20 protein-coding genes and 2 pseudogenes are annotated in these 20,926 nt (G+C 72.4%); 8 read left to right on the top strand and 14 right to left on the bottom strand.

All coding sequences use genetic code 11. The features are described 5' to 3' along the window. Window positions 1-98 precede the first annotated feature (98 nt). Both OG933_RS40515 and OG933_RS40520 read right to left on the bottom strand, forming a co-directional pair. Window positions 99-854, bottom strand: coding sequence for a dienelactone hydrolase family protein (locus OG933_RS40515; RefSeq protein WP_362536568.1), 756 nt, complete (start codon window positions 852-854; stop codon window positions 99-101). Window positions 855-989: 135 nt separating this feature from the next. Then, complete coding sequence (locus OG933_RS40520; protein WP_362536566.1) at window positions 990-1,610, bottom strand: L-threonylcarbamoyladenylate synthase; 621 nt, start codon at window positions 1,608-1,610, stop codon at window positions 990-992. Window positions 1,611-1,825: 215 nt separating this feature from the next. Here OG933_RS40520 and OG933_RS40525 point away from each other — a divergent pair. Both OG933_RS40525 and OG933_RS40530 read left to right on the top strand, forming a co-directional pair. Continuing rightward, window positions 1,826-2,189: pseudogene (locus tag OG933_RS40525) on the top strand (MFS transporter); the annotation flags it as partial. Window positions 2,190-2,299: 110 nt separating this feature from the next. Next, window positions 2,300-3,835: a helix-turn-helix domain-containing protein gene (locus tag OG933_RS40530; RefSeq protein WP_362536570.1), complete on the top strand. Its 1,536-nt coding sequence runs from the start codon at window positions 2,300-2,302 to the stop codon at window positions 3,833-3,835. A gap of 115 nt (window positions 3,836-3,950) precedes the next feature. Here the strand turns inward: OG933_RS40530 and OG933_RS40535 are convergent, their stop codons facing one another. The 7 genes and pseudogenes from OG933_RS40535 to OG933_RS40565 form a co-directional block, all read right to left on the bottom strand. After that, the gene (locus tag OG933_RS40535; RefSeq protein ID WP_362536564.1) at window positions 3,951-5,174 is read right to left on the bottom strand and encodes a cytochrome P450; all 1,224 of its coding nucleotides are present in this window, start codon (window positions 5,172-5,174) and stop codon (window positions 3,951-3,953) included. Further along, window positions 5,171-6,415, bottom strand: a complete 1,245-nt coding sequence (locus tag OG933_RS40540; RefSeq protein WP_362536562.1) for a cytochrome P450 — start codon at window positions 6,413-6,415, stop codon at window positions 5,171-5,173. The genes OG933_RS40535 and OG933_RS40540 overlap by 4 nt, the downstream gene beginning before the upstream one ends. After that, window positions 6,412-7,041: an ATP/GTP-binding protein gene (locus tag OG933_RS40545; RefSeq protein WP_362536560.1), complete on the bottom strand. Its 630-nt coding sequence runs from the start codon at window positions 7,039-7,041 to the stop codon at window positions 6,412-6,414. Before OG933_RS40545 ends, OG933_RS40540 begins: the two co-directional genes overlap by 4 nt. After that, a complete protein-coding gene (locus OG933_RS40550) occupies window positions 7,010-7,375 on the bottom strand; it encodes a DUF742 domain-containing protein (RefSeq protein WP_362536558.1) in 366 nt (121 codons plus the stop codon). Before OG933_RS40550 ends, OG933_RS40545 begins: the two co-directional genes overlap by 32 nt. Next, the gene (locus tag OG933_RS40555; RefSeq protein WP_054245159.1) at window positions 7,372-7,794 is read right to left on the bottom strand and encodes a roadblock/LC7 domain-containing protein; all 423 of its coding nucleotides are present in this window, start codon (window positions 7,792-7,794) and stop codon (window positions 7,372-7,374) included. Before OG933_RS40555 ends, OG933_RS40550 begins: the two co-directional genes overlap by 4 nt. Further along, a complete protein-coding gene (locus OG933_RS40560; RefSeq protein ID WP_405632100.1) occupies window positions 7,791-9,227 on the bottom strand; it encodes a sensor histidine kinase in 1,437 nt (478 codons plus the stop codon). The genes OG933_RS40555 and OG933_RS40560 overlap by 4 nt, the downstream gene beginning before the upstream one ends. Window positions 9,228-9,383: 156 nt before the next feature. Beyond that, window positions 9,384-9,563 (bottom strand): annotated as a pseudogene (locus OG933_RS40565) (hypothetical protein); the annotation flags it as partial. A 334-nt stretch (window positions 9,564-9,897) separates the two neighbouring features. Between OG933_RS40565 and OG933_RS40570 the strand changes: the two are divergent. Next, window positions 9,898-10,041: a hypothetical protein gene (locus OG933_RS40570; RefSeq protein WP_405632101.1), complete on the top strand. Its 144-nt coding sequence runs from the start codon at window positions 9,898-9,900 to the stop codon at window positions 10,039-10,041. Window positions 10,042-10,045: 4 nt separating this feature from the next. Here the strand turns inward: OG933_RS40570 and OG933_RS40575 are convergent, their stop codons facing one another. The 5 genes from OG933_RS40575 to OG933_RS40595 form a co-directional block, all read right to left on the bottom strand. Next, window positions 10,046-10,513, bottom strand: coding sequence for a hypothetical protein (locus OG933_RS40575; protein ID WP_362535279.1), 468 nt, complete (start codon window positions 10,511-10,513; stop codon window positions 10,046-10,048). Window positions 10,514-10,673: 160 nt separating this feature from the next. After that, window positions 10,674-11,933 (bottom strand): DUF3500 domain-containing protein, encoded by a 1,260-nt coding sequence (locus tag OG933_RS40580; RefSeq protein ID WP_405632104.1) that lies wholly within the window; start codon window positions 11,931-11,933, stop codon window positions 10,674-10,676. Between the two features lie 177 nt (window positions 11,934-12,110). Continuing rightward, a complete protein-coding gene (locus tag OG933_RS40585; RefSeq protein ID WP_020127091.1) occupies window positions 12,111-12,479 on the bottom strand; it encodes a helix-turn-helix transcriptional regulator in 369 nt (122 codons plus the stop codon). Between the two features lie 211 nt (window positions 12,480-12,690). Further along, window positions 12,691-13,065 (bottom strand): hypothetical protein, encoded by a 375-nt coding sequence (locus OG933_RS40590; protein WP_028806388.1) that lies wholly within the window; start codon window positions 13,063-13,065, stop codon window positions 12,691-12,693. A gap of 270 nt (window positions 13,066-13,335) precedes the next feature. Beyond that, on the bottom strand, window positions 13,336-13,923 hold the full coding sequence (locus OG933_RS40595) for a hypothetical protein (RefSeq protein ID WP_362535273.1): 588 nt from the start codon (window positions 13,921-13,923) through the stop codon (window positions 13,336-13,338). A gap of 324 nt (window positions 13,924-14,247) precedes the next feature. Between OG933_RS40595 and OG933_RS40600 the strand changes: the two genes are divergently transcribed. The 5 genes from OG933_RS40600 (at window position 14,248) to OG933_RS40620 (ending at window position 20,845) form a co-directional block, all read left to right on the top strand. Further along, the gene (locus OG933_RS40600) at window positions 14,248-15,102 is read left to right on the top strand and encodes an ABC transporter permease subunit (protein ID WP_362535270.1); all 855 of its coding nucleotides are present in this window, start codon (window positions 14,248-14,250) and stop codon (window positions 15,100-15,102) included. Continuing rightward, window positions 15,099-15,986 (top strand): carbohydrate ABC transporter permease, encoded by an 888-nt coding sequence (locus OG933_RS40605; protein ID WP_362535267.1) that lies wholly within the window; start codon window positions 15,099-15,101, stop codon window positions 15,984-15,986. Before OG933_RS40600 ends, OG933_RS40605 begins: the two co-directional genes overlap by 4 nt. A 152-nt stretch (window positions 15,987-16,138) precedes the next feature. Then, entirely contained in the window at window positions 16,139-17,791 is a 1,653-nt protein-coding gene (locus tag OG933_RS40610; RefSeq protein WP_362535264.1) for an extracellular solute-binding protein, read from the top strand. A 49-nt stretch (window positions 17,792-17,840) separates the two neighbouring features. Then, window positions 17,841-18,905 carry a LacI family DNA-binding transcriptional regulator gene (locus OG933_RS40615; protein WP_405632111.1) on the top strand — a complete coding sequence of 355 codons (1,065 nt, stop codon included), beginning with the start codon at window positions 17,841-17,843 and terminating at the stop codon, window positions 18,903-18,905. Between the two features lie 14 nt (window positions 18,906-18,919). Then, window positions 18,920-20,845: a DUF2264 domain-containing protein gene (locus tag OG933_RS40620; RefSeq protein WP_405632114.1), complete on the top strand. Its 1,926-nt coding sequence runs from the start codon at window positions 18,920-18,922 to the stop codon at window positions 20,843-20,845. Window positions 20,846-20,926: the final 81 nt, after the last annotated feature.

A 20,926-nucleotide genomic window follows, 5' to 3' on the forward strand; every position in this document is an offset into this window, starting at 1 on the left:
GCAGAGGCAGAGGCAGAGGCAGAGGCAGAGGCAGCGAAGAGGGTGGGCCCCCGGCACGGCTCGTGCCGGGGGCCCACCCTCTTCGCTGGTCCCGGTGCTCAGAACGTGCGCTTCAGCAACTCCAGCAGCGCGGCCCAGTGCCGCTCGGCGCCCTTCTCGTCGTACGCGGCGGTGTCGGCCTGCGTGTAGCCGTGCTCGGCGCCGGCGTAGACCTCGCACGTGTGCCGGACGCCCGCCGCCGTGAGGGCCTCCTCGAAGCGCTCGATCTGCTCGGGCGGCAGCGAGTGGTCGTTGTCGGCGTGGCCGAAGTACAGCTCGGCCGTGATGTGCTCGGCCGCCAGGTGGGGGCTGTCCGGCGCGTCGGTCGCGAGCCGCCCGCCGTGGAAACCGGCCGCCGCCGCGACCCGGTCCGGATGGCCGCCGGCCGTCCACAGGACGAGCCGGGCGCCCATGCAGTACCCGGTCAGCGCCACCGGGCCGTCCGCGACCAGCGGGCTCTCCTCCAGCCACCGCAGATAGGCGCCGGCGTCCCGCACGGCGGCCTCGGCGGTGAGGGACTGGATGAGCGGGCCCAGGGCCGCGAAGATCTCCGGACGCGCGCCCGGGTCGATGAACTCGGGCAGCTCCACGACGGGCGCGCGCCCGTGCCGGTAGAACACGTTCGGGACCAGCACCGTGTAACCGGCGTCGGCGAGCCGGTCGGCCATCGCCCGCAGGTGCGGACGCAGCCCGAAGGCGTCCTGGTAGAGCAGCACGCCGGGCCGGGGCGCCCCGTCACCGGGATGCGCGAGATAGGCGTCGGCGACGCCGTCCTCGGTGCGGATGTCCACGGCTGTTCCCTGTACGGAGGTCATGGGGGTGCCTCTCTGCGCGGTGCACTGCGGCGAGCGATCGACCGGCCCGGTGGGGCCGGGCAGCGACCATCGTTGCATGCACCATCCACCTGCTCTCCGGGGCCCTCGGTCCAGGGTGCCGGAGAGCGGAAGGCCCTACTCGAACCGCGAGGTGTCACCCGCCCCGTGCCGCACGATCTCCGCCTCACCCTCGGAGAAGTCGATGACCGTGGTCGGCTCGGTGCCGCAGTCCCCGGAGTCCAGCACGGCGTCCACCACGTGGTCGAGCAGGTCCTTGATCTCCCAGCCCTGGGTCATCGGCTCGTCCTCGCCGGGCAGCAACAGGGTGCTGGACAGCAGCGGTTCACCGAGTTCGGCGAGCAGGGCCTGGGTGACCACATGGTCCGGGATGCGCACGCCCACCGTCTTCTTCTTCGGGTGCTGGAGCATGCGCGGCACCTCCTTGGTCGCCGGGAGGATGAAGGTGTAGCTGCCCGGCGTCGACGCCTTGATCGCGCGGAACACGTCCTTGTCCACCCGGACGAACTGGCCGAGTTGCGCGAAGTCCTGGCACACGAGGGTGAAGTGGTGCCGGTCGTCCAGGTCGCGGATGGCCCGGATCCGGTCGATGCCGTTCTTGCTGCCCAGCCGGCAGCCCAGCGCATAGCAGGAATCCGTCGGGTACGCGATCAGCGCGTCCGCCCGGATGGCGGCCGCGACCTGGGTGATGGTGCGCGGCTGAGGGTTGTCGGGGTGCACGTCGTAGTACTTCGCCATTGGCCGAGCTTATGCCGTGCCAGGGGGCGGCGGCCCCGCAGGACCGCCGTGCGGCTCGCCCAGGAGGAACTGCCGACTGCCGGCGAGCAGCCCCGCTGCCGTCGCGGGGCCCCTCTCCCGGCCGTGGCGCATCCGGCGCCGGGCGACCCGGTCGAGCCCGGTCAGCGCCAGGAAGCCGCGCAGCCGCCGGGAGTCCGGGTCGAACCGGCCGGCCGTACCTCCAGAACATCCGCGGCCGCACACCCGTCGGGGCGGGTGTCCGCAGCCTGTCCGCAGCCTCCCGCTGAGCCTCGCCCCGCTGGTCGCCTCCCCGCTCGGCGCCGCGCTCACCGGCCGGTCGGCACCCGTTTCTGCATGCCGCTCGGCACGGCCCTCCAGGCCGCCGCCTGCTTCGGCCTGCTCACCTGGTCCACGGACTCCTCCTGCGCCACGATGTGGCCGCCGCTCTTCGTGCTGGGCCTGGGTGTCGGCATGGTGACGGCGGCCTCCTCCGACGCCATCGTCGGTGACGCCCGTGTGCAGGACGGCGGTGTGGCCGGCCGACTTCGGGCCACCACCCTCCGGATCGGCGGCGCCCTCGCGGTACCCCGGTCCCGCGGGCGGACGTTCCGCTCCGCGTGAGGTAACGTCCCCGACCGATATGACTGGTTCGGCCCGGACGGGCCGTGAGGGACGAGGAGAGCGCCGAGATGGCCGGCCGGGACGACGGGAACCCCCACACCGACGCGGGCCACGACGCCGGCTCGGCGTGGGCGCAGGAACTCCTCGGACATCTGCGCCCCACCGGCGGCGACCTCCGCAGAGTCCTCGACTGGCTGGCGGACACGCTCGACGCGACCGTCTCCCTGCGCGACGACACGGGCGCCGCGCTCGCCGGACCGCTCACCCCGCTGGACGAGAACCTGGTCGCCGCCGTCACCGGCGGCCGGCTCGCCTCCGCCGCCTGGGAGGGCGAGGGCAGGTCCGTGCGCCTGATCAGGGTCGAACTCCCGCGCCCCGCCTCGTCGGGCGTGCTCGCCGTGAGCCGGACGAGCCCCTTCGACCGGCGCGCCTCCGCCATCGTCACGCACACCGTGGGCGTCCTCGAACTCCTGCTGCGCGCACAGGAGACCGCCGCGACCGGACACCGGCTGGCCCGCGCCACCGCCGACCTGCGCCTCGCCATCCTCCAGCTGCTCATGGTCGAGGACACCGTCGCCGCCCGCCGCGTCGCCGCCGGTCTGTGGCCCGGCCTGCTCGACACCGACACGGCCTGCGTCTACGTGGTCGAGACCAGCCCCGAGGACCGCGACCGGCTCGCGGCGGCCTGCGTGGCGGCGACCCACGACGCGGCCCTCGTGGTGCGCTGTCCCGCCATGGACGGCCACGTCATCGTCGTCGTCCCGGACGACACCGCGGGCCGTGCGCTGCGCGCCCTGTGCGACCGGCACGCCGGCGCGTTCCTCGGCGGCAGCGCCCTCCAGAGCCTCGCCCGCACCGCCACCGCCTACGGACAGGCCGTCAGTGCCCTCGCCGTGGCCCGCTTCCGCCCCGACAAGACGGCCGTCTACGCCGAACGCACCCACCCCGAACGCCTGATGGACCCCGAGGTCCTGCGCACCTGGACGACCCGGCTGCTGCGCCCCCTCGACACCCTCCCGCACCACACCCGCGCCGAACTCCTCGCCACCACCCGGCTCGGCCTGGAGTTCACCGCCGTCAACGCCGCGAAGGTGCTCGGCGTCAGCCGCAACACCGTCCGCGCCCGCATGGAACGCGTCGAGAACCTGCTGCGCGCCGACTTCTCCGACCTCACCGTCCGCGCCGCGGTGCACCTCGCGCTGCACACCCAGGTCGTCATCGCCGGGCACCTGACGGGCACCCAGGCGGCCCCCGCCCGGCTCGGCGAGCTGCTCGGCGGCCCCGCACTGCGCGGCTGGGCGCAGGACCTGCTGGCCCGCCTCGACTCCGACGGCCGGGACCTGCGCGGCACGCTGCGCGCCTGGATCGCCGCCGGCGGCAACGCCGAACGCGCCGCCCAACTGCTCGGCGTGCACGCGCAGACCGTCCGCGAACACGTCCGCAGCGCCGAACCCGTCCTCGAACGTCAGCTCCTCGCGGCCGGCAGCGACCTGTACGAGGTCGTCCTGGCCCATGTGGCGGCGGGCGACCTGGACCAGCCCGACCTGCACGAATCCGCCCCGTGGACGGAACCGGGCCATCCGGACTCACCTGTGCACAGGTGAGTGCTCCGGCGGCCCGAGCGGGCATCGACACGATTCCCAGCCGCTCGCCGGACACGTAGTTTCGAGGAGCGGCGGGGGTACGACCGGAACGGGGGACCGGTCGCACCCCCGTGCTTCAGTCCCGCAGACGGACCGGGATCTCCTGCCAGCCGCTCGCGATGAACGAGGGCACCTGCCGCAGCTCCGCGGCCCCGGTGTCCAGGCTCAGTCCGGGGAACCGGTCGAACAGCGCGGGCAGCGCCGTCAGCGCCTCCATCCGGGCCAGTGGAGCCCCGATGCACCGGTGCACACCGATCCCGAACGCCAGATGGTCGTCCGCCGCGCGTGCCGCGTCGAACACGTCCGCGTCCGCCCCGAAGTGCGCCGGATCCACGTTCGCCGCCGCGTACGTCGTGATGATCGCGTCCCCGGCCGGGATCGTCACCTCACCCACCGTGATGTCGTCGACGGCGAACCGCAGCGGCAGCGTGGCGATCGGCGGGTGCAGCCGCAGCGTCTCGTCGACGACCGCGTCCCAGCCGATCTCGCCCGCGCGGACGGCCGCCAGCTGCTCGGGCCGCCGCAGCAGCGCCACCGCCGCGTTCCCGATGAGGTTCACCGTGGTCTCGAAACCGGCGCCGATGACCAGCAGCAGCGTGTACAGCAGTTCCTCGTCGCCGAGCCGGTCGCCCTCCTCGTCGCGCACGCGGATCAGCTCGGTCGTCATGTCGTCGCCGGGGTGCTCGCGCTTGTACGCGATCAGCCCGCCCAGCACCGTGCCGATCTGTTCCTGGACGTACGCGGCGTGCTCCGGTGTCGGGTCGGTGGTGTCCATGATGGCCGCGACCAGCCGGACGTTGGCCTCCCGCAGATCGTCCGGCACCCCGAACAGTTCACAGACGATCTGCATCGGCAGCGGATGCGCGAAGCCGGCCTTGAGGTCGACGGTGTCGTCGCCCTTCTCCAGCGCGTCCAGCAGCTCCGTGGTGATCGCCTCCACCCGGGTGCGCAGCGCCTCGGTACGCCGGTGGGTGAAGCTCGGCGCCACCAGTTTGCGCAGCCGCGCGTGGTCGGTGCCGTACGTGGAGAGCATGTTGATCACACCGACCCAGCCCAGGATCCAGCCCCAGGAAGGGTGCTCGCCGAGCTCCGCCCACTGCCGCCAGTGCCGCCGCGGGTCCTTGCTGACCCGAGGGTCCAGGATCAGTGCCTTGAGGGTGTCGTACCCGGTGGGCGCCCAGGCCGGAATGCCGCCGGGCAGCTCCACGGGCACGATCGGCCCGAGGGCGCGCAGCCGGGCGCTCTCGGCGTGCACATCGGTGCCGAACGGGTCGAGGACGATGCGGTCGGTCACGGTCACGAACGGACTCCTGAGGGTTCGGAAGCGGGGGAGCGGGGGCTGAAGCGGACGGGCAGCGCGGTCAGCGAACGGTGGAACGGGCCGGGCCGCCAGGTCAGCCGGTCGCGGGGCACGACGGGATCGAGGTCGGGCAGCCACTGGGTGAGCCGTTCGATCGCCTCGGTGACCAGCAGCAGCGTGTGCTGCTTCACCGGACAGGCGTGCGCTCCCGCTCCCCACGACAGATGCGAGGCGTCGTTGGGATGCCGGCCCTCGGTGGCCTCCCGCTCGGCGAGGATCCCGAGTGCCCCGTAGGACACCACCACCGGCACCGCCTCGCGCAGCCACACCCCGTGGAAGGCGACGGGCCGGCGGACGTAGTAGATGCCGTAGTTCGCGAGCGGCGTCTCGTGGTGCAGCACCTCGACCACCGCGTCCATGACGGGGCGGGCGCCGTCGGTGAGGGTGGAGTAGTAGAGCGGGTTGCCGAGGATCCTCGACAGCGTGTTGGACAGCAGGTTGGCGGTCGGCCCGTATCCGGCGCCGAGCGTGAGGAACACCTGCCAGGTGACCTCCTCCCGGGTCAGCCCCGCCGGGTGGTCCAGCAGCCGGCTCGGCAGATCGTCGCCGCGCCGTTCGGTCTTGGCGGCGATGAGGTCCAGGACGTACTGGGCGTACTCCGCCTCGCCCACGGTCGCCCGGTCGCCGCCCTCCATCATCTTGCCCACGCCCGAGTGCAACCGGTCGCCCTGGCTCTCCGGCAGGCCGAACAGGTCGTTGAAGACCAGCGCCATCAGCGGCTCGGCGAAGTCGCCGACCAGGTCGGCCTCACCCCTCGGCCCGATCCGGCCCACCAGCAGCCGCACCGCCCGGTGCACCCGCCCCCGCAGGTCGTGCGGTTCCACCAGGTCGAAGACGTCGATGAGGGTGGTGCGGTAGCGGACGTGCGCCGCCCCGTCGGCGAACAGGGCGTTGGGCCGCCACCGCATCATGCCGAGCACCGGAGAGTCGTCGGGGACGGTCGACTCCCACGCGCGCGGGTCGTGCGAGAACGTCTCCTCGTCGTGCAGCACATCCAGCGCCGCGCGCCGGTCGGTGACCACGTATGCCGGAACTCCGGGCGCCAACTCGCCCCAGCCGACCGGCCCTTGATTGCGCAGTGCCTGGTAGTGGCGGAGCGGGTCGGCCGCGAAGCTCTCGTCCCACAGGCGCACGGGCGCGGAGCGCGCGAAGTCGCGCCGGTCCGGGGGATGGATGGTCACCGGGCCTCCACGGGGTCATGTCCGATCAGATGGTCGACGAGCGCGAGCAGCGCGTCGATCGAGGAGTCGCGGTCCCGCGCGTCGCAGGTCACCATCGGTGTCCCGGGCTCCAGGTCCAGCGCCTGGCGCAGCCGCTCCGCGCCGTAGTGACGGGGCGCGTCGGGGAAGTCGTTGAAGGCCACCGCGTACGGCAGCCCGCTCTCCTCCACCAGGCCGAGCACGTCGAAGGACGCGTCGAGGCGGCGGCTGTCGACGAGGACGAGCGCGCCCAGCGCGCCGTAGGCGATGTCGTCCCACAGCGCGCGGAAGCGCTCCTGTCCCGGCGTGCCGAACAGGTACAGCACGACATCGCCGGGGAGGCTGATCCGCCCGAAGTCGATGGCGACGGTCGTCGTCGACTTCTCCCGCACCCCGGCCAGGTCGTCCACCTCGGCGGACGCCTCGGAGAGGTGTTCCTCGGTGTGCAGCGGCCGGATCTCGGACACCGAGTCGATCAGGGTCGTCTTGCCCACCCCGAACGGCCCCGCGACCAGGATCTTCACCAGGGCGCGGGCGGCGGTGTCGGGGCGGTGGACGGCGCCGGGCGCGCCGGCGCTAGGCGTGGTGTTTGAGGGCGCGGAGGCCATCGGCCACTCTCTTCAGCAGGTCGGGGTCGAACCGTTCGGCGGGCGGGATCGGCGCGCGGGCGAGAACGAGGTCCCGGTCGACGAGGTCGGCCGCCAGCACCCGTACCGCGGAGACCGGCAGTCTGAGCAGCGCCGCCGCCTCCACCACCGCCAGCGAACCGCCCGCCAGCGTGTCCAGCAGGGCCAGTTCGGCGGCCGGCAGGCCGTGCGGCAGCGGCTCCTCGGTGCGGGCGAGCACCGACAGCCGCTCCAGGTGGGGCCGGCTGGGCCGGGCCACACCGCCGGTCGACAGGTACGCGGGGACGAGGGGACGGCCGGCCGGGCGCGGGGTCATGCCGGCGCGTTGTCGTCGGCTCCTCGGGGCGCGGCCGCCATGGCCTTCTCGCCCAGTCGCGCCACCTGGGAGTGGACCCGGTGCGCCAGCAGGTCCAGCCGCATCTCGCCGTCGCCGTACGCGGCCACGCAGGTGCCGTGGTCGGTCGGCACGATCAGCACATAGCCGTGGTCCGACTCGATGACGATCTGGCGTACCTCGGCCCGCTCCCGGTCGGCGAAGGCGGCCGCCGCCGTCCGGCAGGCCCCCTGCACGGTGCTGGTGATGGCGGCCACCCGCTCGGCCGACGGCTGCGACAGGGCGTCGGTGTAGCCCGTCACCAGTCCGTCCCGGGTCAGCATGACGGCGGCCAGCACGTGCGGCACCTGCAGGATCGGTTCCAGCACCCATGCCGTGTCGCCCGTATTACGGCTGGTCATCTCGCCGCTTCCCCCTCGATGTCGATGTCGATGTCGGTGTGGTCCGTGTGGTCGGTCTCGCCGGTCCGGTCGGCCGGGGTGTCCCGGTGGCCGTCCGGTCCGGCGTTCTCGGCGGCGGCGCGGGCCGCCGCCGTGCCGGACTGGAGCGCGCCGAGCGCGGCGGCGGCCTCCTCCGGTCTCCGCGCGGGACTGTGCGCGGGTCTTTGGGCCGGGCTCTCCTCGGGTGCGGCGGCCGGGGTGCGGCGACGGCGCTGCGGCAGGCCGTCGGTGTCCGAGGGCTCGTGATGCCCCGGTGCCGCCTCGGGGACGCCGGACTCCGTGCCGTACGCGTGGGAGGGCGCGGGCCGGTCGGCCGTGGCCTTCCGGGTCGTGCGCGGCGCGCTCGCGGCCGGCGGCCGGTCGGCCGGGTCGAGACGGCTGAGGAGATGACTGTCGACCCGCAGCACCGCCCGCACGCCGCCGTACGGGGAGGCCGAGGAGACATCGACGCCCAGGTCGAACTGCCGGGTGAGACGGCCGATCGCGGCCAGCCCCATGCGCGGCGGATCGCCCAGGTCGGTCAGCAGGATCAGGTCGTCGCCGGCCACCAGTCGCTGGGCACGGTCGCGTTCGTCCCGCGTCATGCCGAGACCCGCGTCGTCGATGGTGACGCACACGCCGTGGTGGACGTGCTCCAGGCTCACCACGACGTCGGTGTCCGGGGCGGAGTGCCGGAGCGCGTTGTCCAGCAGCTCGGCGACGATGATGGCCACCGGCTCGACGGCGTGCGAGACCAGGGCCGTACCGGTCTCGAGGTGGTTGTGGACCTGGACCCGGTGGTAACCCGCGAGCCGGGCCTGACCGCCGGTCACCGCGTCCACCAGGTGCGACTCCTCGCGCGCCAGCCCGACCCACGCCCCGCACACCACGGCGGTGACCTGCGCGCGGCGCAGCGACTGCTCGTTCTCGTGGTCCAGCCGGAACAGGGTCTGCGCCAACTCCGGGTCGTCATAACGCTGTTGGAGTCCGCGCAGCGCGTCCTGGAGCCGGTAAAGGGCCGCCTGGATCTCCCGGGTCGCGCCCCGCATCCCGGCCTGTGCGGCCGCGTCGACCCGGGTGCGCTGGGCGGCCACCTCGGACTGGAGCGCCAGCACCACGTTCTCCAGGGCGATGCCCAGCGGGGTGCCGGTGGTCAGCGGCTGGAGCGGGCCCGGTTCGGCCACGTGCGGATGGGCCACCTGGCGGGCGGCCGCGGGCACCCGGCGGTCGGCCAGATGCTCGACCTCCGCCGTGAACGCCCTCACGGACCCCTCCAGTTGGGTGCGCAATGTGGCGATCTCGGCTCGCTGCCGGGCCTGTTGCCGCCGTAGTCGCAGCAACCCGCCGCCGAGGGCGAGCGCGGACAGTGTGCCGGCGGCCAGGCCGCCGGCCACGAGGTCCGGTAATTCCATCATCGATTCGGTTCCAGGGGGGTCGGGCGTCGTCTCGGTGCTCAGGGCAGGGGCGGATCCGAGAGGCTCGGACCGGGCACTCGCAGCACAGTACACACCGTCATCGATCGATCCCGCACGGTTGAGCGAGACTTGCCTCCCAAAGTGCCCGGTATCTGTTCACTTCTGCGTCGACTGTCTGGATTGCCGTACGCGACAAGGGAGTTGGACGGCCGTGTAGTCGTCGTCGACCAGGTGATGGCTGCCGGCCACGAACGAGGCCCGGTCCGACAGCAGGAAGACGATCAGCGCGGCCGGCTCGGCGGGCCCGCCGAGCCGGCCGGGTGCAGGGCGACGAGACGGGACATGAGTCCCGATGAGACTTGTGTCCCATCGGGACACTACTTGCACCGCAATGCGCTTGTGGGGTGCCGGTGTCGCGTCACGCGGCGGGAGAGCCGGTCGGGCCGGTCCTACGATCGGACGGGGGTGGTCCTCCGAACGGACGGGGGCAGGCCTCCGAACGGGGGTCGCGCTCACCCGTGCCGGTGAGCGCGCGGTGCCCGCGCGTACCACCGGCGCGCCCCTCCCCGTTTGCCCGGGCATGGACCGACCTGCGCCCGTACAGCCCCGAGCCGACTGCCCGTCCGGCCTCCTCCGCGCCGCTCTGTGGGCGGACCGGCCCGGGTGCCGGGTGCCGATCTACGCCCGGCTCGTCGCGGAGTGGCGGGCCCACGGGCGGACCGTGCCCGCCCGCTCGGACCTGCAGTGGGTGCCCTCGCCCTCGGCCTCGGCCCGCCGCCTCCGCCGCGACGAGGACGGCACGTTCCGCCCGTGACGCGCTACCGGCCGCACATCGGGGTCAGCACGGCCAGCGTGCCGTTGGCCTGTCGCAGGGCCAGTTCCAGCGTGGCCGGCGCGTGCAGCATGCCGGTCCCGTCCGGCGGGACCAGCCACTCCAAGAACCGGGCGGCCCGGTAGGGCGGGGGAACCGCCACCCAGGAGCCGCGGCCCGCACGTCTCAGCCCCGCGCCGATCCACCGGGTGCCGGGATCCGGCGGGAGGAAGAACCCGACCCGGTGCGACGCGGTGTCCACGAGTGTGGGTCCCGGGACGGGGCGGGACGCCTGCCACAGCAGATCCAGGGTGAGCAGGCCCAGCCGGTCGGGCACGCTGAGGACGTCCCAGTAACGGCCCGCCTCCAGCAGGGCGATCCCGTCGCCCTGGTCCCATTCCCGCTTGCACAGCCGCGGGTCCGTCGCGGCGGCGGCGAGCCATTCCACGCCGCGCGTCCACATCGCATCGCTCATATCGGCTCCGTGTGACGTCCACCCCCGGCCGCATGCCGAGCGGGCATATGCATGCTCGTAGATATTTCTACATGGCGGAAGGGGTGGCGGACCGTGGCGTTTTGGTGTGTTTCGTTCGAGACCCGAGCCGCTGTTCGGACCCGCGCCGCCCGGCCGGACCCTAGTGGTCGTTCTCCAGGTGCAGCTTGAGCAGGTCCACGCCGTAGTCGCCGCCGTTGGGGGTGCGGATGATGGTGTGGATGTGCTGCTGGGTCGGGGTTCCGCCCGGTCCGCCCATGCCGCCGCCACCGTTGCTGTCCTTGTTGCCGTAGGCGAGCGGCGACTGGGCGTCGTACTCGATGAGGACGACCGGGCTGTGCACGCGGTAGTAGAAGGCCGAGGAGTCCTTGGTCTCGCCGATCCAGTAGAAGTACGTGTCGTCGAGGTGCTCCTCCACCTCCTTCATCTTCACCTCGGCGTGCCCGTCGTCCATGTTGCCGACGTAGACGCGCACCAGATCCAGCAGAGCGCTCTTCTGGGCGGCGGTGAACCCGGAGGCGACGAGGCCCTGGTAGGCGAGCTTGAGGTTGTCCTGGCCGGCGCCGGCCTTCAGGTTGTCCCCGGCCTTGGTCTCCGAGGAGATCGCCTTCTTGCGCTGGGCGTCCGTGAGCGACCGCAGCAGGGTGAGGCCGGCCGTCGTCTCCTTCTTGAAGAGGGTGATCTTCTCGCCGTCATAGGTGGCCGAGGTCGGCTCGGAGCCCATGAAGGTGGGCGTCATGACCACCTGGTCCCCGAGCACGAAGTAGTTGATGGCCACGTGGTGGCCCTCGTACTGGAAGCCCCACGGCGCGGTGGTCGACGGGGTGCCCATGAAGGTGAAGAAGTAGGCGCCCTCGGTGAGCGTGTCCCGGTTGCCGCCGCTGTAGTCGCCCAGGAACGCGTTGAGCTTCATGATGTTGCGGGTCTGGGTGAGTCCCTCGGCGGACAGCGCGACCCCGAGCAGCGCGTAGCCGAGGTCGCGCTGCTTGTCGGTCAGGTCGCCCATCCGGGCGCCCTCACGCTGATAGCCGTCGACGTTGCTCCAGGCCAGCCACTCGTCGTCGTCCACCTCGAAGACGGAGGCCTTGCGCTCCTTCGTGCTCAGCCCGTCCAGGAACGCCTGGGCGGCCTTGACGACCTTGTCGGTGGAGACGTCCGTCGCGTGGATCGAGTACAGGTCGTCCGCGACCTTGCCGTCGGTGGTGACACCGACGAAGTCCGCGTACTTGACCTCGCTCGCTCCGGGGCCCATTCCGCCGGCGCCGCCGCCGGGTCCCCCGGAGGGCATACCGCCCGGGCCGCCGGAGGACGAGGCGGCGCTCGCGGTGTCGGAGGAGCCGGAGGAACAGCCGGTCATGGTCGCCATCGCGGCGACACCGCCGGCGAGCAGCGCCTTGTTCATGAACCAGCGACGGCTGTGTTCGGATGCGGGGGTACGTGGTCGGTGTCCGTGCATGGGCCCCAAACTTCAGGAGGTACCTGAAGGAAACCTGAAACCGGCCCGCTGCCCCCGCCCCCGCCCCCGCCCCCGTCCCGGTCCCGTTCTTCCTGTCCCTCTCCTGACCCCGTTGTTCCCCCATCACGGCCGTCCGGTGCCGCCCTGCGGAACCGGCAGCGGCAGATCGGCCTGGCGCAGCTCCGCCAGCAACTCGTTCTGTCCCGCGAGGAGTTCGGTGAGGATGCGGCGGGCGGCCCGCAGCAGCTCGGCCACGTCGCCGCCCGCGAGCGCGTAGCTGACCGTCGAGCCCTCCCGGATCGACACCACGATCCCCGCGCGGCGCAACACCGCCAACTGCTGGGACAGGCTGGACGGTTCGATCTCGATCTCGGTGAGCAGGTCCCGTACGGCGACGGGGCCGCCCTGGAGCAGTTCGAGGACCCTGATGCGGACCGGGTGCCCGAGCATGCGGAAGAACTCGGCCTTGGCCTGGTAGAGGGGAACCTGCATGATCGATCGCTCGCTCCCTGCCGCGTACGGTGCGTGGTGCGCGATGGCGCGGCGGCCCGCCCGGCCGGCCGTACGCCGCCGCGCGCCACGTGCTGCGTCACGATCCTGGTGGCTGCGGGCTCCGCACACCCGTGTGATGCGCTGATCTGGATGTGTCGAGATGAAGAAATCTTCAATTCGAGGGTGTGCGAAGCCGCGGCCGTCCGGTCGCCTACACCTCGAGCTCGGCCTCGATCCGCTTGAGCTGGTGACGGGCCATGGCCAGGTTGGACCGGCCGCGGTCCAGGACGAGATAGAGGAACAGCCCGCTCCCGCCACGGCCCTTGAGCAGCCGGATGAGGTGGTACTGGCTGGCGAGCGTGATCAGGATGTCCTCGATCTCACCCTTCAGCCCCAGGTGTTCCATGGTGCGGACCTTGGCGCGGATCACATCGGTGTTGCCGGCCGCGGCGACGTTCAGATCGAGGTCCTTGCCTCCGCCGAGTGTGCCGAGTGCCATGCCGCTCGTGTAGTCCACGACGGCGACCCCCACCGCCCCCTCGATCGCGGTCATCGTCTCCTTCATAGAGATCTCCAGATTCGCCACGGCGCTTCTCCTGCCGCTCGTGCGGGCCCGGGCTCCTCCGGCCCCGCTGGTTCCTCGAACGTACGGAGCGTGTCCCCCGACGGAGTGACGCGCTTCGGGACTGGCCCGAGGAACTTCGGATCGGCAAGTTCCCTGAACCCTTTTGAACGTGCGTGTACGGGAGTTGAGCGGATCGGCGACGCTCACGCGAACGTGTGCCCATCGCGCTGATGATCGGCACCGTGCGCACGGCAGTCGGCGCGCCTGACGACGCCTGACCGGGAGTCGGTCTCAGTTCGTGGGCAGCCACTTCTCCAGGGCGCCGATGAGACGGTCCAGCGCGGGTGCGTCGGTGGAGCGGTCCGTCATGACCGTACGGCCGTCGAACTGAAGCGTGTACTGGAACTTGTCCGCCGACCCCATGTCGATCGCGAACGCGGGGACATCGTCGAGCGCCGGATCTCCGAGCAGCGTCCGCAGCGTCGTGAACTGTGCCGCGGTGGTGCGGCGCACCGCGGACTCGCCACTGTCGGTGGTCCGGACCGTGCCGTCGCCCCGGAGGACCACCTGCCGGTTCACCCCGGCGAAGCCGCCGCTGACGGTCATGGTCACCAGCTTCTGGTCCGGGCCGGTGACGGGTACCGGCGACGGGCTCGCCGACGCCGGAACCGACGCGGAGGGCGAGGCGGCGGCGTCGGAGGAAGCGGAGCCGGAGGGCGAGGCGGAAGGTGAGGCGGGTGACGGTGGGGCGTCGGAGACGGTCGCCGTGACGACGGTCTCGTCCGTCGGCTCCGCCGCCTTCCCGTCGTCCCCGGACGAGCAGCCGGCCAACGCCAGCGCCGCGGCCGCGCACACCATCACCGAACTCCGAGTGAGCACCGTTCCCTCCCCTGTGTGTCATGTCCGTGTGTGTCATGTCCCCGAGCACTCCTGTCCCTGAGTACCCGTCATGTCAGGGTGCCATGCCCCGGGTTCGCCCCCGTCGGGGCGCGGCCGGCCGCCTGTGTCAGAAGTGTTGACCGCGTTCTGAAAACGTTTTAACTTCACTTCACTCGACCCTTGAGGGGAGGAGACTCCGTGGCGACGTTGCTGCGTGAGAACCCCAGTAAGTCGGAAGAGAACAGTGCGTCCCGTCGCCCGTTCCGGCGCCGGAAAGAGCGGAAACGTTTTCAGAGAACACACGGCAGGACGCTGTTCCTGCTCATGCTGCCGGGGCTCGCCTACTTCCTCGTGTTCCACTACGGCGCGCTCGCCGGCAACGTCATCGCCTTCAAGGAGTACGTGCCGTTCGACGGGCTCTGGGGCAGCCCATGGGTCGGCCTGGGCAACTTCCGGCGGATGTTCGAGGACGCCGAGTTCTGGGACGCCGTTCTCAACACCCTCTGGATCGCCGTCCTCCAACTCGTCTTCTACTTCCCCGTCCCGCTCGGTCTCGCGCTGCTCCTGCACACCCTCACCTGGAGCACGGTCCGCCGCTTCGTGCAGTCCGTGGCCTATCTGCCGCACTTCGTCTCATGGGTGATCGTCGTCGCCCTGTTCCAACAGGTCCTGGGCGACACGGGCATGGTGAACGGCTACCTCGGCGACGCGGGCCTGCACACCGTCGACATCGTCGGCAACCCCGACGCCTTCCGCCCGCTCGTCGTCGCGCAGGTGATCTGGAAGGACGCCGGCTGGGGCACCATCATCTTCCTCGCCGCGCTCTCCCAGGTCGACGAGCAGAGTTACGAGGCCGCCGCGATCGACGGCGCCGGGCCCTGGCGGCGCTTCTGGCACATCACCCTGCCGGCGATCCGGCCGGTGATCGTGCTGCTGCTCATCATGCGGCTCGGCGACATCCTCTCCGTCGGCTTCGAGCAGATGCTGCTCCAGCGCGACGCCGTCGGCCCGCAGACGGCCGAGGTCATCGACACCTTCGTCTACTACCGGGGCATCGTCGGCGGCGACTACGGATTCGCCGCCGCCGCGGGCCTGTTCAAGGGCCTGGTCGGCGCCCTGCTCGTGTACGCGGCCAACCGGGTCGCCCACCGTCTCGGCGAACAGGGGGTCTACCGGTGAGCACCCACGTCCGCCCCGGCTGGATGGAGAAGCCGCGGCCCGCCACCCAGGCCGCCAAGGCCGTCGCCCTCGCCGCGGTCGTCCTGCTGGTCTGCGTGCCCTTCCTCGTCATCGTGTCGACCTCGCTCGCCGCCCCGCGCGAGGTCGTGGCGAACGGCGGCTGGGTGCTGTGGCCCGAGCACCCCACCCTGGAGGCGTACCGGGACATCCTCGACGGCGGCATCGTCACCCACGCCCTCGCCGTCAGCGCCGGCGTCACGCTCGTCGGCACCGCGCTGAGCCTTCTGTGCACGGTCACCCTCGCCTACGCCCTCTCCCGCCCCGGTGTGTTCGGCGGCCGCCCGGTCCTGCTGCTGATCCTTTTCACCTTCCTCTTCCCGCCGGGCATGATCCCGGGCTTCCTGCTGGTCAAGGAGCTGGACCTGCTGGGCAGTTACGGCTCCCTGGTCCTGCCGGTGCTGGTCAACGTCTTCAACCTGGTCGTGCTGCGCGGGTTCTTCCAGGGCATCCCCGAGGAGCTGTACGAGGCGGCCCGCCTCGACGGCGCCGGGGACTGGCGAGCCCTGTGGTCCATCGTGCTGCCGCTGTCGAAGGCGGCACTCGCCGTGGTCGGACTGTTCTACGCGGTGGCGTACTGGAATTCCTGGTTCTACGCCTCGCTGTACCTCGAGAGCGACCACTGGCCGGTGCAACAGGTGCTGCGCACCTATGTCGTGGCCGGCTCCGGCCTCACCGACACCACCACCGGCGAGGCCACGGTCAACGCGCCGCAGACGATCCAGATGGCCGTGCTGGTGATCGCCACCGTGCCGATCCTGCTCGTCTATCCCTTCCTCCAGAAGTACTTCACCAAGGGCGTGCTCACCGGCGCCGTCAAGAGCTGACCCCGCACTTCGAGAACCGACCCCCACCGCAAGAACCGACCCCACCGCAAGAGCCGACCCCCCCACCGCAAGAGCCGACCCCCCCACCGCAAGAACCGACCCCCCACCGCAAGAGCCGACCCGCACCTCGCCCCGCAGAAAGGTCATTCGTCATGTCCGGCATGTCCCGACGTACGCTGCTGCGATCCGTGGCCGCGGGTGGCGCCGCCGTCGCCGTCCCCGGTCTGCTCACCGCCTGTTCCACCACGGGCTCGGACGACAAGGGCGTCTCCAACGCGGGCAAGGAACTCGCCCCCTGGCCCGCCTACGCCGCTCCCGCCGGCCCCCGGCCCGACCTCGCGCCCACCGAGGCGGGTGTCCAGGCGGGCTTCACGTCCTACCCCTCCTCCCTCGTCACCTCGGTCGCCCGTACCCCCGGCGACGGCACCACCGTGAAGGTCCTGACCGTCACCTTCGGCACCCCGCCCAAGGCGGCGGACCAGAACCAGTACTGGCGGGCCGTCGAGAAGGCCCTCGGCGTCACGATCGAGTTCACGGTGGTCCCGCAGGCCGACTACCAGAAGAAGATGGCCACCGTCATGGCCGGCGACCCCGACTCACTGCCCGACATCATCAACGTCTTCACCAATGTCACCCTGCCGCGCGAGGCCCAGTTCGTACAGCGCAGGGCCGAGGACCTCACGCCGTATCTCTCCGGCGCGGCGGTCCGGGACTACCCCAACCTGGCGGGCATCCCCACCCACGCCTGGCGCGACATGGGCCGCATCGGCGGACGGCTCTACGGCATCCCCCTCGAACGCCCGCTGCCCGGCTCGACCCTCTGGCTCAACCAGGGCCTGTTCACCGAGGCCGGCATGCGAGACGGCTGGGCCTCCACGGACTTCGCCGCCGTCGCCCGCAGGGCCACCCACGGCAAGCGGTACGCGCTCGGCGCCTCCGTGGGCTCCCTCTTCGGCAACGCCGTGCACGCCGCCGCCCACCACGCCCCGAACGGCTGGGCCGTCGACACGAACGGCACCTTCCGTCCCCACTACGGCGACGACCGCCACAAGGCCGCCGTCGCCTTCCAGGCCCAGCTGCGCAAGAACGGGTCCTACCATCCCGACGCCACCTCGATGTCCCAGGTGGACCTCGGCACCCTCTTCCTCAACGGCACCGTCGCCGCCCTCCAGGACGGATTCGGCGCCTACCAGACCCGCTACCCCGACGCCGAGGGACTGCTGACCCCGGTGCCGGCCCTGCCGTACGGCGTCGACGGCACCCCGGGCGGCATCGTCGCCGCCCGCCGCTCCTTCGGCTACACGATCCTCAAGAAGGCCGGGAAGGAACGCGTCCGGATGCTGCTGCGCCTGCTCGACCACCTGGCCGCGCCGTTCGGCACGAAGGAATGGGAACTCGTCCACTACGGCCTGGAGGGCGTCCACTTCACCCGGGGCAAGGACGGCTCCCCGCGGGCGACGAAGCTCGGCGAGGTGGAGAACGTCTCCAACCTGCCGTTCCGCTACCTGGCCGAGGGCCCTCAGGTGCTGTTCCTGCCGGGCCTGCCCGACGCCGTACGCGCGCTGCACACCTGGCAGCGGACGGTCGTACCGGTCGCGATCCGCAATGCCTCCTTCGGCCTGAAGTCCCCGACCGACACCTCCCAGGGCGCCACGCTCAAAGCCCTGATGGACGACACGGTCACCGCCGTCGTCGCCGGCCGTGCCCCGATGTCGGAGTACGACGAGGCGGTGCGGAAGTGGCGCTCCCGGGGCGGCGACAGAATGGCCGCTGAGTACGCCGAGGAGTACGACGCCAACACCTGAGTCGGCGGCAGCGGCGCAACGGACACGGGCGAGGGGAACGGGGTACGACATGACGGCACAGGGACGGGTGACCATCCGCGAGGTGGCCGAACGCGCGGGCGTGTCCGTGGCGACGGTCTCCCGCGTGCTCAGCGGCAACTACCCGGTCCCGCAGGCCACCCGCACCCGGGTGCTGCGCGCCGCCCGCGCCCTCGACTACGTCGCCAACGCCCACGCCCGTGCCCTCGTCGGCGGCGGCCGCAAGACGGTCGCCGTCGTCCTGCGCCAGGTCACCAGCCCGTTCTACGCCCAGGTCGCCGAGGGCGTCGAGGCGGAGGCCGCCACCCACGGCTGGCTCTGCCTGGTCGGGACCACCGGCGGGGACCCGCAGCGCGAACTGGAGTTCGTGCAGCTCATGCGGGAGGAGGGCGCCCGGCTGGTCATCCTGGTCGGCGGGGTCGTCGAGGACGACGCCTACCGTGAGCGCGTCGCGCACTACGCGCAGGCCCTCGCCTCCGCCGGGGCCCGCCTGGTGCTGTGCGGCCGGCCCGCCCCCGACCCCGACATCCCCGCGCTCGTCGTCGAGTTCGACAACGAGGCCGGGGCGCGCGCCATCACCGGGCACCTGCTCTCGGCCGGCCACCGCAGGATCGTCTTCCTCGGCGGACTGCCCGGCAACACCGCCCTGGACGCCCGGGTGCGCGGCTACCGCGCGGCCCTCGCCGGGCACGGGCTCCCGCCGGAGGCCGCCCAGGTCGTCGACTGCGGGCTGGGCCGGGCCGCCGGGCTTCGCGCGATGACCGAACTCCTCAAGGAACGAACGGAGTTCACGGCCGTCTTCGCCGGGGACGACATGGTCGCGGCCGGCGCGCTGCGCGCCATCGCCGAGGCCGGACTGCGGGTCCCCGACGACATCTCCGTCGTCGGCTACAACGACATCCCGCTCGCCGAGGACTTCCACCCACCCCTCACCACCGTGCGCACCCCCGCCGAGGAACTCGGCCGCGCCGCCGTGCGCATCGCCCTGCGCGACCCCGAACAGGCTGCCGCCACCCGCCATCTGCTCGGCACCCACATCGTCGTACGCGACAGCGTCGCCGCGCCTCCACCCGGGCGCGCCCACCGACCGACCTAAGGAACCGCCCCCGTATGACCGCGCCGCACCTGTCGGCCGACGCCGGCCGTCTGCCGCCCCCCGACCCCACTCTGTCCCCGTACACCGGCTACACCCGGGCCCACTGGGAGGCCGCCGCCGACCGGCTGCTCGCCGCGCTCCGCCCGTACGCCGGTCCCGGCCTCGCCCAGTACCGGCTGCCCGGCCGCACCGGCCACTCCGGTGCCTGGTCGGACGGCCTGGAAGGGTACGCCCGCTCGTTCCTGCTGGCCGCCTTCCGGATCGCGGGCTCGGGCGGAGACGTCGGCCCCACGCTGATCGAGCGCTACGCGACCGGTCTCGCCGCCGGTGTCGACCCCCGCCATCCGGAGCACTGGCCGCCCATCACCGACCGGAGCCAGCCCATGGTCGAGGCCGCCTCCGTCGCCCTCGCCCTGCACGAGACCCGTCCCTGGATCTGGGACCGACTGCCCGACAGGACTAGGGAGATGGCGGTCGCCTGGCTGGGCGGTTTCGTCGGCGCCACCGCCAACGACTCCAACTGGCGGCTGTTCCAGGTCATCACCGAGGAGTTCCTCGCCTCCGTCGGCGGGCCGTACGACCGCGCCGAGATCGACGGGGGACTGGACCGCCTCGACGACTGGTACCGGGGCGACGGCTGGTACACCGACGGCGACGGCCGCAAGTTCGACTACTACAACGCCTGGGCCCTGCACCTCTACCCCGTCCTCTGGGCCCGCGTCGCCGGCCACCGCGCGGATCCCGCCCGCGTCGCCACGCACCGCGCCCGCCTGCGCGAGTTCCTCGACAGCCACCAGTACTTCTTCGGCTCCGACGGGGCCCCCGTCCACCAGGGCCGCTCCCTCATCTACCGCTACGCCACCGCCGCCCCGCTGTGGGCGGGCGTCCTCGCCGACGCCACCCCGCTGCCCCCCGGCCGCACCCGACGCCTCGCCTCGGGTGCTCTGAAGCACTTCACCGACCGCCAAGTGCCCGACGAGAAAGGCTTGTTGAGCCTCGGCTGGTACCGGCCCCACCTGCCCGTCACCCAGCCGTACTCGGGCCCCGCCTCCCCGTACTGGGCGAGCAAGGCCTTCCTCGGTCTGCTGCTGCCCGCCGACCACCCGGTGTGGACGGCACCCGAGGAAGCGGGCCCCGTCGACACCGCCGACCGGCAGCTGGCCCTGCCCGCGCCGGGGTGGCTGCTGCACTCCACAGCCGCCGACGGGATCGTCCGCCTGGTCAACCACGGCACCGACCGGCTCCCGCCGCCGCCCGCCGCGTCCGACGACAGCCCGCACTACACGGGCTTCGCCTACTCCACCGCGACGGCCCCCGAGATCCCGCCCCCCGGCGAACCACCCGGCCCTGACAACCGCCTCGCGCTGCTGGCCCCCACGGGCCCGTCCCGTCGCGGCCGCATCCACCCGCTGTACGCGGAGGGCCGGCGCGCGGCGTCCTGGCACACCCCGCTCGGCCCGGACGGGGACGAGCGCCTGCGCATCACCACCGCGAGCGTGGTGCGCGGGCCGTGGGAGATCCGCGTGCACCGCGTCGAGGCCCCCGCCGGCACGCCCGTACGGGCCGGCGGCTGGGCGGTGGCCTGCGACGACGTCCCGCCCCTCGCGCTGACGGGTGAGGCCTGGGCGGTGGCCCGCCGCGCCGACGGTCTCACCTCGGCCCTCGTCGGCCTGTTCGGCTGGGACGACGGCACCGCCGAGGTGGCCCGGGCCCGGGGCCACAACGCCTATGGCGACCACTCGGCCGTTCCAGTCCTCACCGCACCGCACCCGGGCGGCGCGCAGTTGCTGGCGACGCTGGTGGTCCTCACCGCCGACCCGCTCGTCGCGGCGGACGTGCGGACCGGAGCGGGCGCGGTCCTCGTCTCCGACGGCACCCTGGAGGTCCGCTTCCCGGACGGCACACCCGAGACCGTCACGCCGGTGCCCGATCCGGGGTGAGGGCCGACGTGAGCGCCGACGCGCGTCAGATACGGGTCCCGGCCCCTGTCCGGCCGCGGCGTCGCTTGCGGCCGGGCCGGG

The organism is Streptomyces sp. NBC_00016 (assembly GCF_045040885.1).
Taxonomy (GTDB): Bacteria; Actinomycetota; Actinomycetes; order Streptomycetales; family Streptomycetaceae; genus Streptomyces; species Streptomyces coriariae.